Below are 13,726 nucleotides of genomic sequence, written 5' to 3' on the forward strand. Positions count from 1 at the left end.
AAAATTATTAGAATGAAATCTTTAGCTAAACATATATTTCTACTAGTTATTTCAAGTATTTTTATTACTTCTTGCAATGACTATGATGACAACCCTTCAAATTATCCTATTCAAAATTTTATTTGGAAAGGACTGAATGGCTATTATTTGTACCAGCCAAATGTTCCCGATTTGAGTGATTCCAAGTTTAGTTATCAAAAAGATTTAGATAATTATCTAAGCAACTTTTCTACACCAGAATCTTTATTTGAAAACTTAATTTATCAAAGAAGTTCTATTGACAAATACAGTGTTTTGTATAATGACTACACAAAACTTGAACAGGTCTTAAATGGATCAAATGATAGTAATGGTTTAGAATATGGTCTGAATTACAAATCTGGAAGCACAACTGAAATTTTTGGTTGGGTAAAATATGTAATGCCAAATTCTGATGCTTCAACAAAAAACATTCAACGAGGATCAATTTTTTATGCAATAAATGGAACTCCGTTAACAGCGAGTAATTATAAAAATCTACTAGCAAACAGTTCATATACTTTAAATCTTGCAAATTATGATAATGGTGCAATAACTCCAAATGGACAATCGGTATCCTTAGTAAAAGGACCATATACAGAAAATCCTGTTTTAATAAAAACAACACATATAGTTGGTACAAAAAAAGTTGGGTATTTGATGTATAATGGATTTTACAGTGCTTATGAAAACGAATTAAATGATGCTTTTGGATATTTAAAATCTGAAGGAATAACACATTTAGTATTAGATTTAAGGTACAATTCTGGAGGTTCCGTAACAACTGCAACCAGATTAGCAAGTATGATAACTGGTCAATTTAACGGACAGATTTTTGCCAAACAACAATGGAATCCTAAACTTATGGCACAATTAAACCCAAGTAGTTTAAATAATTTATTTACGAATTCTACTAGTTCTGGAATAGCTTTAAACAGTCTTAATCTTTCTAAAATATATATTTTAACAACAAAGAGCACCGCATCTGCAAGTGAATTAGTAATTAACTCTTTAAAACCGTACATAGATGTTGTCCAAATTGGTACAACTACAACAGGAAAAAATGTAGGCTCAATTACTTTATATGATTCTGATGATTATAGAAAACAAAATGTAAATCCAGATCATAAATATGCCATGCAACCCATTGTATTAAAAATTACAGATAAAAATGGTTTTGGAGATTATGCTCAAGGTATAAGTCCTGCCTCTCAAAACACATTGGCTGAAAACCTAGGTGATTTAGGAATTCTTGGTAACGCAACAGAACCTTATCTTGCAAAAGTTTTAGATTTAATTTCTAGCGGAGGAAAACAAGCCATTCCTAAAACTTTTAAAGTCTTCAATGAAGTTAAAGAAGTTGAAGGAAGAGATTTAAATAAAGAAATGTACTTAGAACAAATACCATAAAAAAACCGCTCAGATGAGCAGTTTTTTTCGTTCTTTAATTTTTAGAATAAAAAGTTGAAACCAACTTTAAAGTTTCTACCTTTTGCGCTGTATCCTCTAGCTTCCATAAAATCTTTATTTAAAATATTATCTGAAAAGAAAAACACGTTCAATTTATCTTTAACTAACGCATATCTAACATTAGCATTTACCAATTGATAATCTTTAAGAATTTCAGTAATTGTTATAGACTCCCAAGTAATTGGATCATAAACATTATACTGAGTTGTTCTATCAGCAACAAACTGGTAAGATGCATTAAATGATAAACGAGAAGTTGCAGCAATATCTAATGAAGCATTTACTTTATGCTTCGGATTTAAAATTCTAGATTGTTTTTCTAATTCTGTAAAAGTATAATTAGCATTGAACTTTACATTATCTGTAACTGAGTAAGAAACCATAGTTTCGATACCTTTAGCATTATTTTTACCATCAACATTAAAATATTTGTAGGTAATTAAATCAAAACCTATCGCATCTTTTTCTTCTCTATGGAAAGCAACTGCGTTAATGTTCAATTTTTTATCTAATAAATCAACTTCAAAACCTGCTTCTATAGTAGCATCTTGCTCAGGAGATAAATCTAAATCTCCATAAGGTGAATACAACTGATATAAACTTGGAGTTACATATGCAGTGCTAAATGATGCTAATATTTTCACAGGAAATCCAGAAAAGCTATAAGAAGGATTAAAGTTAAAAACTAAATTATTTCCATATTTACTATGAAGATTATATCGAGCCCCTGCATTCAAATTAAATCCAAAACTTGAATTAAAAACTGCAGTTACATAAGGATCAATCATGTTGAATTTAGCCAATTCTTTTGCAATAGAACCATAAAGGCTTCCATTTGACATTTCATGAAATTGAAATTGTGCCCCAGTAACTAAAAATAGCTGAGAAAAAATTTGATATTTGTTATACACATCAGCATTTACACTTTTTGATTTATAGTCTGATGGTGAACCATAAGAAAAGAAATCTCTAGTAATAGAATTTGCTCCTGAATTAATTACAAATTCTCCTTTTTCATATTTATATTTTGGAGAGAAACCAACTCTATATTGCTCAGAAAGACTAACATTTGTTAAATCATCAGAATATGAACCACCGTCAAATTCATTCTTCATTCTATCATAATTAGCAAAAAAATCAAATGATAATTTTTTTGTTGGTGTAAAACCAATTTTTACAACAGAATTTACTCTTGAAAATGCATCACTCTCAAAAACATCGTTATCGTTCATTGGCTTTGCCTCAGAAATACCATCAGCAATAGTACTATTTAAAGTTGCAGAGTAATTAAACTTTTCGAATGTTCCTCCCAGAGAAACTCCTTGATTGTACTCTAAAGGTTCATAATTATTTTTATGATTAACCGTTTCTTGAGTACCCATATTCATGTAAGCATTCCCTTGAATTGGTTTTTTAGCCGATTTTTTTAAAATAATATTGATAACCCCAGCTGCAGCTCCACTACCATATAATGTACTTGATGCACCTTTAAGAATCTCAATTTTTTCAACTTGTTCAATAGGTAGAAGTCTTAAATCAAATGCTAAATTTGTTCCAGAAGCATCAGTAACTGGAATTCCATCGATTAAGATTAAAGTTTGATGGTTTCTACCACCTCTGATGTAATAACCCAAATCTTTTCCGGTACGACTTTGATTTCCATTAATTTCAACACCCGCAACAGTACTCAAAACCGCTGCTAATGATTGTCCTTGTTTCTTTTTTAAATCTTCTGCAGTAATTTTTACAATTACTTTTCCAGATTTTTCTTTTGATAAGGCAAATTTTGAATCGGAAACAACTACATCATTTAAGTTACGGATAGAGTCATTTTCTTGAGCAAATACGCCAAGTGTAGCCAACACAAAAGCACCAGCTAATGCAATTTTTTTGTTCATTTTTAATTAAACATTTGTAAAACAAAATGGGAGAAAAGTATAGAATTTACCCATACCCAAACCTTTTTTCCCGAAAGTTTGATACTCAAAGTACTGGGCAGGTCTCCTGGCTTGCGTCTTGTTGTTCACCTTCCCATTTAAAATAATAAACAGTGGCATGTGGATAACAACAAGCTTGATAGCTTACAGTTGCGGGTACAGCTTAGGCATTTAACCTAATTCCCTTTTAATGTGTTTTTACAAAAATGTAAATTCACAACCTCAATACGGGTGCAAATATAGAGCTCAGATTATTAATAATGCAAATAATATCTGATTTTAAATTATTTTTTTAGAAGATATTAAACAAAATCTTATTTCTTCTTCCTTTTATATCTTTTATAAAGTATAATTGAAATAATTACAACATGAATAAATACAATTGTATAAACTGCATACATAAATTCTCTTGAACTAGTATTCATAAACTATAAATTAATTTTAATGACTTGACCAAAATCGACTTTATTAGAAAAAGCTTCTTTGAGTGGAAGATTCATCTGTTTGCATAAAAAACTTCGTATCACTCCTGCATGGGAAACAATTACAATTGGTTTTGAAACCTCTGTTAGTTTTTCATCGATAAACGAAAGTACTCTATCATTCATTATCTCAAAAGATTCTCCTTCGGGAACTTTTACATTCACAAAATCATTCATCCAAGGATCCATTTCTTCCTTTGGAATCTCATCCCAACTTTTTAATTCCCAACTCCCAAAATCCATCTCCATTAGCCTTTTGTCGGTAGTAAAATTAGAAGTCGACAAAAAATCGGCTAAAATAGTGCAGCGTTCCAACGGACTGGAATAGAAAAATGCTTCTTCTGGTAATTGCTTTTTAATTTCTTGAAACTGTTCCTGATAAGGTTGCATTAAAGATACATCGGCTTGACCATAACAGATACCTTTCGCACACACCGTTTCGGTATGACGGACTAAATAAATTTCCATAGTGCAATGAACGATAAATAAAATACAACTTCACATACTTGTTGAGTAGCTCCTAAACAATCTCCAGTGTAACCGTCAATCCATTTTTGGAAGTAACGCGCTAAATAAACTCGCATCAAAAACATTGGAACTAAAACCAAAATCATTTGCCATTGAAAATACGACAAAAGTAACAAGGGTAACAAGCCAAAAAAGAATGCGCCTATAACTTCTCGCCAAGTATAACTTTTGGCAATTGGCTTGCTTTTACTTGTGGCATCCTCTCGAGAATACTCGTGTGTAAAAACTATAGAAACGGCTGCTAATCTACTTAATGCGTGCGCACTAACGAAGATTAGAAAATATACTAAGTACAAATTGATACCAGATACGTTTGCTTTTCCCAAAAGAACATTGGTTGACAAGAATTTCATTAACAAAAGTAACACAACCCCTATGGCACCATAAGCCCCAATAGCACTATCCTTCATAATTTTTAAAATCTTGTCTTTAGTCCATCCTCCTCCAAAACCATCACAAACATCGGCAAAACCATCTTCATGAAAAGCTCCGGTAACTAAAATAGATGCAACCATCGAAAACAATACCGCTATTTCAGAACCTATCAGATAATTGAAAAGGCAGTACACCCCAAATGCAGCTGTCCCGACTATCCAACCTATCAAAGGAAAATAGCGTGATGCTTTATTAAGATATTCAGGATTGTGATCAATGTTCTTGGGGCACGGTATTCGGGTATAGAACATTACTGCTGTTAAAAATATATCTCGTTCTTTTTTCATTAATTTCATTCTTTATTACTTACACCAGCACTATCAAAGCTAGCCATTTCATTTAAAAACGCTACTGCCGATTGTATTATGGGAAATGCAATGGCACAACCTGTTCCTTCGCCTAGACGCAAATCCAATTGCAAAACTGCTTTAGCATTCATATAGTTTAAAAGTAATCCGTGTGCCTGTTCTGCAGATTGATGGCTAAATATCGCATTTCTAATGATTGATGGATTCTTAGTGTAGGCAATTAAAAAAGCAACACTACAAATGAAACCATCAACTAGAATAAGCATGTTATTTTCAAAAGCTTCCAACATCCCTCCTGCCATTTGTAAGATTTCAAATCCACCGAAATAAGCCAATTTATCTTCTAGATTATCCTCGCCTGAATAAGTCTCAATGGCTTTTCTGAGAATATCACTTTTGAATTTTAATTTTTCAGCATTCACTCCTGTTCCTTTTCCAACACATTCTTCGATAGGAATTCCTGTGATGATACTCATCAATACAGAAGCCGTTGAAGTATTCCCAATACCCATTTCACCAAAACCAATGCAATTACTTCCTTTACTAGCAATTTCTGCAACAATCTCACTTCCTTTTTCAAAACAAAGTTCCATTTGGCTTCTAGTCATGGCTGGTCCGTGTAAAAAAGACTGTGTTCCTTTATCAATGGAAGCATCAATTAATTTTGCATTTGGCGGAAAATCATAATTTACACCTGCATTCACAATTGATAAGTCAATATTGTTTTGCTTACAAAAAACATTAATCGCCGCTCCTTCTTCTAGGAAATTGGTCACCATTTGTCGGGTAACATCTTGCGGATAGGCACTAACACCATGCACTGCAATACCATGATCTGCTGCAAAAACAACAATATTAGGTTGGTTTATTTTAGGCGTTAAAGTTTGAAAAACGGTTCCTATTTGGAGTGCCAAGGTTTCTAAAACACCTAAAGCTCCTGTTGGTTTCGTTTTATTATCGATCTTAAACTGTAATTCTGATTGGAGTGTTTTATTATCAAGAACTTTTACTGAAGATTCATGATGTATTTCGACTATATCTAGATGTATTTCAGTAATCTCCTGAACAAAGGGATGTTCTTCTTTTTGCTTCCAATGCAATTGTTGCAACATGGGTTGGTTATCATAATTGGTCGCTGGCTTTCCTATACAGAAATACCCTAATGGCTCTATATGTTCGGGTAAATTTAATATTTTTTTGAACTGATAATAATTCAGAATCGAAACCCAACCCATAGAATACCCTTGTTCTGTGAGAGACAACCAAATATTTTGTGCCGCACAAACCGCACTGAATTTAATTGCTTCGTTACTACCAACAGTGCCTATAGTGAAATTATTCAATACAGAACGATCATAGCAAATCACCATTCCAAGCGGAGCTTCCTCAATAGCCTCAAGTTTTAGTGATTGATATTGTTCTTTTTGAGAAGCATTTTCGGTTTGATTAGCCGCTTTTTCATCATATTCTGAGAATAGTTTTTTGATAGCTTTTTTTATTTCACCTGATTTGATGATATAATATTTAGTCGCATTAGTCAATCCCACAGATGGAGCCCAATGTCCAGCTTGCAAAGCTTTCTCTAAAACCGAATCAGACACAGCGTCATTTAAAAAATGACGTGTATCTCGGCGAGATTTCATTATATCGTCTAAATAGCTCATTAGTTTATTCTAATTAGATTCCCAAACAATAAAACAATAGTCTTTATAGATTTGTTTGGTATATTCTGGTAAAATTATTGGTTCTGAAAATAACGGACAATTAATTACCATCGTGTGAAATTCTCCGTTTTCACCACAAGAATCAATTCCTTTAGCTTCTAATTCTTGGGCTAATTCTTTAGTCATTATTTTTCCAAGATAACCCTCACCCATTTGTATATTGCAAGAAACAATCATGGTTTCAATTCCGTTGGCAAGCATTTCATTCACTAAATCAATTCGGTTTTGTTGCCACAAAGGTAAAACAGCTTTAATCCCAGCTGCATTGCAAACCTTTTCTTCCCAATCTCTATGAGGTTGCAAATCGATATCACCAAAAACAGCAGCATCCAATTCGAATTCCGTTTTTATCTCTTGCAATGCTTTTATATACTTAGCTTCATATTCATTCCAAGTGGCGGGAATAGTCACAATAGGCAAGTTCATTTTTTGCGCTTGTTGCTTTAAAATTGATAACGGTAATCCATGCGAACGGGAAACTTGACCGTTTTCATTCATCATATTCAACAAAACCTTTGGTTTCAATCCTTGTGCTACAGCTTGCATCATTGCATAGCAAGAATCTTTTCCTCCACTCCAAGAAGTTACAAAATTCATTTTTTCTCTTTTATTTTAACTGGAATTCCTGAAACCATCAAAACTACCTCATCGGCTTTTTTAGCTAAATACTGGTTCATCCAACCTTGCAATTCTGTAAATTTTCTTCCAATATGAGTTTGCGCATGAACCCCCATCCCTATTTCATTAGTGATTATGATTATGGTTGCATCTTTTTGAGTAACCAAAGCATCAAACTCGGCTTTTGCCTGTTCTAAACAAAGCTCAACATCATTTTTAGTATCAACAAAAAAATTGGTTAACCAAAGCGTAACACAATCCACAATTGCCACTTTTCCCGAAAAATCTATTTCGCCTAAATGTTTTTCTTTTTCAACATTAATCCAACGTTCATCTCTTTCTGCCTGATGGCGATCGATTCTGCTTTGAAAATCTCCATCCCATTTTCTAGCCGTAGCCACATACATGGGATTTGATGAAAGTTCCATGGCTAAATCCTGAGCATAACTACTTTTTCCGGAGCGCTCACCTCCTGTGATTAGGTAAATCATTATTTCATTACTTTATGCTTTAAGCACTAGGCTTCAAGCTTTTTATTTAATTTCTTGTTTGTAAGGACAATGTCGGCATCCGTTTTCACAACAATAGCCTCTTTTCAAGTGAAACCAAGTTTTGAAAACATATTTGCCATCTTCCAGATAATAATCAATTCCTTCGATTAAGTTTTCAGCTTTGGGCAAATCTTTGGCTTTATTTTCCTTAGCAGTATCAGGAGTAATTGTATTGACATATTCGTCAATTTTAACCGAACATGCTTGTTTAAAACATTCAGGACATAAACAATCAACAACAGTTGTAGGCACAAAAATAGGCGGAAAATCATTGCACCAGCATTTAGTCCCCTCTAAAGTATCACCACAATTAAAAGGAGTTCCGCAAGTAGAACATTGCTTTACTTTAATAACATTCATGCCGTAAAGATAGTATTTGTGGATTTTTAGAATAAAAAAGAATCGGATTTTTTTTGCAAATTCTTTTACCTTTGCGGGAAATAAACACTAACTAATGAAGACTTTTCTTTATAAAGCCCTTTTTATTTCTTTTTTTGCATTTACTATAAGTTGTAAACAAAACGAAAAAACAACTACAGTTAAAAACACCACTTCAGAAGAAGTTATCGAATATGCGAGCGGACTTTCCATTCACAAATACACAGGATATTCGGTAGTAAAAGTCACTAATCCATGGCCAGATGCTGATAGAGATTTCACTTATGTACTTCAAGAAAAAAACGCAAATATTCCTGACAGTCTTAAACAATACACAACTATACCAGTTCCTTTAAAATCTATAGTGGTAACCTCAACAACAAACGTTCCTTTTCTGGAAATGTTAGGTGTAGAGAACAAATTAGTTGGTTTCCCTCACACTGATTATATTTCTTCAGAAAAAACAAGAGCATTGATTGACAAAGGCATAGTGAAAAACGTAGGACAAAACGAACGTTTGAACATGGAAAAATTGATTGATTTATCGCCTGAATTAATTGTAACTTTTGGTGTAGACAACAATAATCCTATGATCAAAAACCTTGAAAAAAGTGGCTTAAAAGTAATGATTCAAGGCGATTGGATGGAACAATCACCTCTAGGAAAAGCAGAATGGTTAAAACTTTATGCCGCTTTATTTGGCAAAGAAAAAGAAGCCAGTGAATTATTTGACAATATTGTAAAAGAATACAAACAAGCCTTATCTTCTGTTACAAATACAAAAGCAGACGCCACTGTTTTATATGGAAATATGTATAAAGATCAATGGTTTGTGGCTAGAGGAAACAGTTGGGTTGCTCAATTTTTAAAAGATGCCAAAGTAAATTATTTATGGGCTGATTTAGAAGGCACTGGAAGTTTAGGACTTCCTTTTGAAAAAGTACTAGAAAAAGCAAAAAATGCTGATGTTTGGATTGCTGCTGGAACTTATAAAACCCTAGAAGAATTAGGCTCAAGTAATCCACATTATAGTCAATTTACCGCCTTTGGAAAGAAAAATGTTTACACTTTTGAAAGCAAGCTTGGGGCTACTGGTGGAACTGTTTATTACGAAATGGCTCCAAGCCGTCCCGATTTAGTTTTGAAAGATTATATTAAAATATTTCATCCTGAATTACTTCCAAATTACACACTTACTTTTGCAGAAAAATTAAAATAAATTGGCAAACAAAAAACGAAATACCCTACTCTTCTTTCTACTCGGTTTTGGGCTACTAGCTTTATTACTAATCAATATTAGTTTTGGTTCGGTTACCATACCTTTCAAAGAAGTAATTAAAAGTTTAACTGGTGGACAAGCCAGCAAATCAACTTGGGAATACATTATCATTAATTATAGATTGCCCAAAGCGATAACAGCAATTTTAGTTGGCATGGGACTTTCCATAAGCGGGCTTTTAATGCAAACCTTATTTAGAAATCCACTTGCTGGGCCTTATGTACTTGGGCTAAGTTCTGGTTCTAGTTTAGGGGTTGCTTTTGTGATTTTAGGTGCGTCGATAATGCCTGCTTTTTTAAGTAGCTTTTTACTTTCCTCATACGGAGTAGTAATAGCATCTACTTTAGGAAGTTTTACTGTTTTACTTTTGGTTTTACTAGTATCACAAAAACTAAGAGACACTATGGCTATTTTAGTTGTTGGTCTAATGTTTGGAAGTTTTACTAGTGCCATTGTAGGGATACTAACCTATTTTAGTTCCGCAGAACAATTGCAAAAATTCACGTTTTGGTCACTTGGAAATTTAGGAAACTTATCTTGGTTATCCATAGTAATCCTTACAATAGCTGTGAGCATAGGATTGCTCATGAGCTTAGTCTGCATTAAGCCTTTGAACGCCCTTTTATTAGGCGAAAATTACGCACGTAGTTTAGGATTAAACTTTAAAAAAACACGATTGATCATCATATTTGCCACAAGTATTTTAGCAGGAAGTATCACAGCATTTGCGGGACCTATAGCGTTTATTGGATTGGCTGTTCCCCATATGGCTAAATTACTATTTCAAACCAGCAATCACTTTATTTTATATTGGAGTACCTTATTAATAGGAGCTACTATTATGCTTATTTGTGATGTTGTATCTCAAATGCCAGGCTTAGAAGTAACATTACCTATCAATGCTATCACATCGATTATTGGAGCACCTGTAGTCATCTGGTTATTAGTTAGAAAACAAAAAATAGTGAGTTAGCCATGAGAAAAGTACTTTATAGTAAAAACCTATCGATTGGTTATCACACCAAAAAAGGAAATACCATAATAGCGGAAAACCTGAATTTAGATTTACATGAGGGCAAATTAATCACTTTAATTGGTGCAAACGGAATTGGCAAATCGACCCTTTTAAGAACTATTACTGGAATTCAAAAACCAATTCAAGGAGAAGTTTTTCTAAATGAGAAAAACATTAATTCTTACCATTTAGAGGAATTGGCACAAAATCTTAGTGTTGTATTGACCGAAAAACTACCTCCAAGTAATTTAACCGTTTATGAATTAGTCGCTTTAGGCCGCCAACCCTATACCAATTGGATTGGAAAAATGGCTCCTGAAGATATTGAAAAAGTCATCAATGCTATTGAGCTTACTAACATACAAGAAATTATCCAGAAAAAACATTTTGAAATCAGCGACGGCCAACTTCAAAAGGTTTTAGTAGCGAGAGCCTTGGCACAAGATACTAACTTAATTATTTTGGATGAGCCCACAACTCATCTTGATTTACATCATAAGGTTTCATTGTTTAAACTGCTAAAAAAACTGTCAGCTACAATGGGAAAATGTATACTTTTCTCTACGCACGATATTGACTTAGCTATACAATTAAGTGATGAGATGATTGTAATGACAAAAAATAAAATTGTTCAAGAAGATCCTTGTAAACTGATTGAAATGGGAGTATTCAATACATTGTTTGAAGATGAAGATATTGTTTTTGATGCTGAAAAAGGAAAGTTTCTTTTTAAATAATTAAGATTTTCTTCACATATTTCTCCATGCAAAAGAGTAATTTTAGTAGCAAAATTTTAAACATATGAAAACTAAAATCACTTCAATACTACTAGTCATGGTTTCTTTTATTGCAAATGCTCAACTTAAACCTATAGCTTATTCTGATGGTGACCAAAAACTTGAAGGACAATTAGCACAGCCTAAAAAAGAACTGAAAAACAAAGCTGGTGTGTTATTACTTCCTGCCTGGATGGGTATAGATAGCAATGCCAAAGAAAACGCAGCTGAATTAGCAAAACTTGGCTATATAACATTTGTTGCCGATGTCTATGGAGTAGACAAAAGACCACAAAACACAAAAGAAGAAGGCCAAATTGCGGGTCACTTTAAAACCAATTATATAGAATATCAAAAAAGAATTCAATTGGCATTAGACCAACTTATAAAAGCAGGTGCAAATCCAGATAAAATAGCGGTTATAGGTTATTGTTTTGGTGGAACTGGTGCGATTGAAGTAGCTCGAAGCAATATGAAAGTTCAAGGCATAGTATCTTTTCATGGTGGTTTAGGAAGAGATACTGCAAGAAATATTGAACCCATACAACCAAAAGTTTTAGTTTTACATGGTGCTGATGATTTTTTTGTTCCTGAAACAGACATCAAAGCCTTTCAAGATGAAATGAAGAAAGCAAAAGCAGATTGGCAAATGATTTATTATGCAGATGCTGTACATGCTTTCACACACAAAGATGCAGGAAGTGATAAAAGTAAAGGGACTGCTTATAATGAAAAAGCAGCTAAACGTTCATGGGAAGCAATGAAGCAATTCTTCACAGAGATTCTAAACTAAAAGAAATAAGGTATTCTTTTATTTATTTTATCCAAAATCCACCAGAAAAATATAGCAGTAATACAAACTAAAAAATATTTCACTACTACAAAACCAAATGTTTTTTGAGGTAAAATTTCATATACCAAACGAATAGCATAGGGATGTATTAGATAAATCCCTAAAGATAATGTTGAACTCACTGGAGCATCTGTAATGGATGCTCTTTCTTTTACTAGACTAAAAGTTAGCATACTCAACAAAGGCAAAAACAATAAAAAATCCATTGCTTTAACTTTGAATTGATAATACAATCCCACTTCTACTAACAATAAAATCCAGAGAGGAATATAATACTTCTTTAATTTTAAAACATTAGGACCCCATGAATCGTATAGAGTTCCAACAAGCATCATTGGAAACGCAAAAAACAAAAAGTTTCTAGTTGTTCCTATGACTGCATATACAAATTGAATGTCTAAATAACGATGCAAAACATCGGATTGAATTAAAATTTGAAAAATATATCCAAAAGTCAATAATGAAATTATAAGGACCCATTTTGAAAAAACAGAACTATTTCTAACCAAATACAATAATCCAACAGCAATAACAGATGCCAACAAATACCACAAATGCCAATAACCGTAGATAAGCTTTAAAATCATATCAAATTGACTAAACCAACCTAGCTTATAAAACCGAATTAGATCAGGAAGGTATAGTATTTGCCAAATCACATATAGTAATAAAATTCGTTTAAGATATTTCAACAAATAAGCTTTATCGTTGAGTTTATTTCTTAAAAAATATCCAGAAATTAAAAAGAAAGTTGGCACAGCAATTCGAGTAATTCCGCTTGCAATTTCATAAGACAGAAGTCCTTCAAAACCTTTAAGCTTTGTTACAGGAAAAATATGCAAAGCTACGACCAAAAAGGCCATTACTACTTTTAGTATGTCAAGGTTATTATTTCTCATTTATTTAAACCACAATTGTCTTCTCGCCTCACCTACTACAAAAGCAACTGAATTCGCAATATTATAACTTCTAATTTTATCGCTCATAGGAATAGTAAGATGATTTTCAAAAGTATTCATTACTTCTTCACTCAAACCAATACTTTCCTTTCCAAAAACCAACCAATCTCCTTCTTTAAATTCAGCTTCGTAATAAGATTTGTCAGACTTTGAACTAAATAAAAACACTCTTGATTGATCTGGAATTTGTGCAATCCACTCGTCAACATTACTGTATTCTTTCCAGTCTAAATGAACCCAGTAATCTAATCCTGAACGCTTTAGATTTTTATCGGTAATTTCAAAACCGTAAGGTTTTATTAAATGTAAACGATTCCCTGTCCCAACACACAAACGACCTATGTTTCCTGTGTTATTTGGGATTTCGGGTTCTACTAAAACTATATTTAACATAT

At 32.9% G+C, this 13,726-nt stretch carries 14 protein-coding genes and 1 riboswitch; of the genes, 5 read left to right on the forward strand and 9 right to left on the reverse strand.

Annotated elements, in window-relative coordinates; translation table 11 throughout:
• Nucleotides 1-12 precede the first annotated feature (12 nt).
• The gene (locus BUC09_RS10705) at nt 13-1,428 is read left to right on the forward strand and encodes a S41 family peptidase (RefSeq protein ID WP_073311450.1); all 1,416 of its coding nucleotides are present in this window, start codon (nt 13-15) and stop codon (nt 1,426-1,428) included.
• Nucleotides 1,429-1,469: 41 nt separating this feature from the next.
• On the opposite strand, the gene BUC09_RS10710 is transcribed toward BUC09_RS10705, so the two are convergent.
• The 7 genes from BUC09_RS10710 to BUC09_RS10740 all read right to left on the reverse strand — a co-directional run bounded on the left by BUC09_RS10710 (nt 1,470) and on the right by BUC09_RS10740 (nt 8,431).
• The gene (locus BUC09_RS10710; protein WP_073311452.1) at nt 1,470-3,386 is read right to left on the reverse strand and encodes a TonB-dependent receptor plug domain-containing protein; all 1,917 of its coding nucleotides are present in this window, start codon (nt 3,384-3,386) and stop codon (nt 1,470-1,472) included.
• A 79-nt stretch (nt 3,387-3,465) separates the two neighbouring features.
• Nucleotides 3,466-3,665: riboswitch (cobalamin riboswitch) on the reverse strand.
• Between the two features lie 188 nt (nt 3,666-3,853).
• Nucleotides 3,854-4,342, reverse strand: coding sequence for a histidine phosphatase family protein (locus BUC09_RS10715; RefSeq protein ID WP_317041200.1), 489 nt, complete (start codon nt 4,340-4,342; stop codon nt 3,854-3,856).
• Nucleotides 4,343-4,359: 17 nt separating this feature from the next.
• Nucleotides 4,360-5,157, reverse strand: a complete 798-nt coding sequence (locus BUC09_RS10720; RefSeq protein WP_073311811.1) for an adenosylcobinamide-GDP ribazoletransferase — start codon at nt 5,155-5,157, stop codon at nt 4,360-4,362.
• A 5-nt stretch (nt 5,158-5,162) separates the two neighbouring features.
• Nucleotides 5,163-6,842, reverse strand: a complete 1,680-nt coding sequence (gene cobT, locus BUC09_RS10725) for a nicotinate-nucleotide--dimethylbenzimidazole phosphoribosyltransferase (RefSeq protein WP_073311456.1) — start codon at nt 6,840-6,842, stop codon at nt 5,163-5,165.
• Between the two features lie 9 nt (nt 6,843-6,851).
• Nucleotides 6,852-7,499: a Dph6-related ATP pyrophosphatase gene (locus tag BUC09_RS10730; protein WP_073311458.1), complete on the reverse strand. Its 648-nt coding sequence runs from the start codon at nt 7,497-7,499 to the stop codon at nt 6,852-6,854.
• Nucleotides 7,496-8,011 (reverse strand): bifunctional adenosylcobinamide kinase/adenosylcobinamide-phosphate guanylyltransferase, encoded by a 516-nt coding sequence (gene cobU / locus BUC09_RS10735; RefSeq protein ID WP_073311461.1) that lies wholly within the window; start codon nt 8,009-8,011, stop codon nt 7,496-7,498. The genes BUC09_RS10730 and cobU overlap by 4 nt, the downstream gene beginning before the upstream one ends.
• A gap of 42 nt (nt 8,012-8,053) precedes the next feature.
• A complete protein-coding gene (locus BUC09_RS10740; RefSeq protein WP_073311465.1) occupies nt 8,054-8,431 on the reverse strand; it encodes a C1orf53 family protein in 378 nt (125 codons plus the stop codon).
• A gap of 94 nt (nt 8,432-8,525) precedes the next feature.
• Here BUC09_RS10740 and BUC09_RS10745 point away from each other — a divergent pair, with 94 nt between their 5' ends.
• The 4 genes from BUC09_RS10745 (at nt 8,526) to BUC09_RS10760 (ending at nt 12,312) form a co-directional block, all read left to right on the forward strand.
• Nucleotides 8,526-9,668 carry an ABC transporter substrate-binding protein gene (locus BUC09_RS10745; RefSeq protein ID WP_073311467.1) on the forward strand — a complete coding sequence of 381 codons (1,143 nt, stop codon included), beginning with the start codon at nt 8,526-8,528 and terminating at the stop codon, nt 9,666-9,668.
• 1 nt (nt 9,669) lies between these two features.
• Nucleotides 9,670-10,701: an iron ABC transporter permease gene (locus BUC09_RS10750; protein WP_073311469.1), complete on the forward strand. Its 1,032-nt coding sequence runs from the start codon at nt 9,670-9,672 to the stop codon at nt 10,699-10,701.
• A 2-nt stretch (nt 10,702-10,703) separates the two neighbouring features.
• Nucleotides 10,704-11,480: an ABC transporter ATP-binding protein gene (locus BUC09_RS10755; protein ID WP_073311472.1), complete on the forward strand. Its 777-nt coding sequence runs from the start codon at nt 10,704-10,706 to the stop codon at nt 11,478-11,480.
• A gap of 64 nt (nt 11,481-11,544) precedes the next feature.
• A complete protein-coding gene (locus BUC09_RS10760) occupies nt 11,545-12,312 on the forward strand; it encodes a dienelactone hydrolase family protein (RefSeq protein WP_073311475.1) in 768 nt (255 codons plus the stop codon).
• On the opposite strand, the gene BUC09_RS10765 is transcribed toward BUC09_RS10760, so the two are convergent.
• Nucleotides 12,309-13,271 carry an acyltransferase family protein gene (locus BUC09_RS10765; protein ID WP_073311477.1) on the reverse strand — a complete coding sequence of 321 codons (963 nt, stop codon included), beginning with the start codon at nt 13,269-13,271 and terminating at the stop codon, nt 12,309-12,311. The two genes, BUC09_RS10760 and BUC09_RS10765, sit on opposite strands and share 4 nt — an antisense overlap.
• The gene (locus BUC09_RS10770) at nt 13,272-13,724 is read right to left on the reverse strand and encodes a tRNA (cytidine(34)-2'-O)-methyltransferase (RefSeq protein WP_073311812.1); all 453 of its coding nucleotides are present in this window, start codon (nt 13,722-13,724) and stop codon (nt 13,272-13,274) included.
• Nucleotides 13,725-13,726: the final 2 nt, after the last annotated feature.

Origin of the sequence: Flavobacterium terrae, assembly GCF_900142035.1 — a bacterium.
GTDB classification, from domain to species: Bacteria; Bacteroidota; Bacteroidia; order Flavobacteriales; family Flavobacteriaceae; genus Flavobacterium; species Flavobacterium terrae.

What these genes read in the sequence shown, in the direction of transcription:
- BUC09_RS10770 (WP_073311812.1), bottom strand. Translation starts at nt 13,724, where the DNA reads ATGTTAAATATAGTTTTAGTAGAACCCGAAATCCCAAATAACACAGGA.
- cobU (WP_073311461.1), bottom strand. Translation starts at nt 8,011, where the DNA reads ATGATTTACCTAATCACAGGAGGTGAGCGCTCCGGAAAAAGTAGTTAT.
- BUC09_RS10765 (WP_073311477.1), bottom strand. Translation starts at nt 13,271, where the DNA reads ATGAGAAATAATAACCTTGACATACTAAAAGTAGTAATGGCCTTTTTG.
- BUC09_RS10720 (WP_073311811.1), bottom strand. Translation starts at nt 5,157, where the DNA reads ATGAAAAAAGAACGAGATATATTTTTAACAGCAGTAATGTTCTATACC.
- BUC09_RS10710 (WP_073311452.1), bottom strand. Translation starts at nt 3,386, where the DNA reads ATGAACAAAAAAATTGCATTAGCTGGTGCTTTTGTGTTGGCTACACTT.
- cobT (WP_073311456.1), bottom strand. Translation starts at nt 6,842, where the DNA reads ATGAGCTATTTAGACGATATAATGAAATCTCGCCGAGATACACGTCAT.
- BUC09_RS10760 (WP_073311475.1), top strand. Translation starts at nt 11,545, where the DNA reads ATGAAAACTAAAATCACTTCAATACTACTAGTCATGGTTTCTTTTATT.
- BUC09_RS10730 (WP_073311458.1), bottom strand. Translation starts at nt 7,499, where the DNA reads ATGAATTTTGTAACTTCTTGGAGTGGAGGAAAAGATTCTTGCTATGCA.
- BUC09_RS10740 (WP_073311465.1), bottom strand. Translation starts at nt 8,431, where the DNA reads ATGAATGTTATTAAAGTAAAGCAATGTTCTACTTGCGGAACTCCTTTT.
- BUC09_RS10755 (WP_073311472.1), top strand. Translation starts at nt 10,704, where the DNA reads ATGAGAAAAGTACTTTATAGTAAAAACCTATCGATTGGTTATCACACC.
- BUC09_RS10745 (WP_073311467.1), top strand. Translation starts at nt 8,526, where the DNA reads ATGAAGACTTTTCTTTATAAAGCCCTTTTTATTTCTTTTTTTGCATTT.
- BUC09_RS10705 (WP_073311450.1), top strand. Translation starts at nt 13, where the DNA reads ATGAAATCTTTAGCTAAACATATATTTCTACTAGTTATTTCAAGTATT.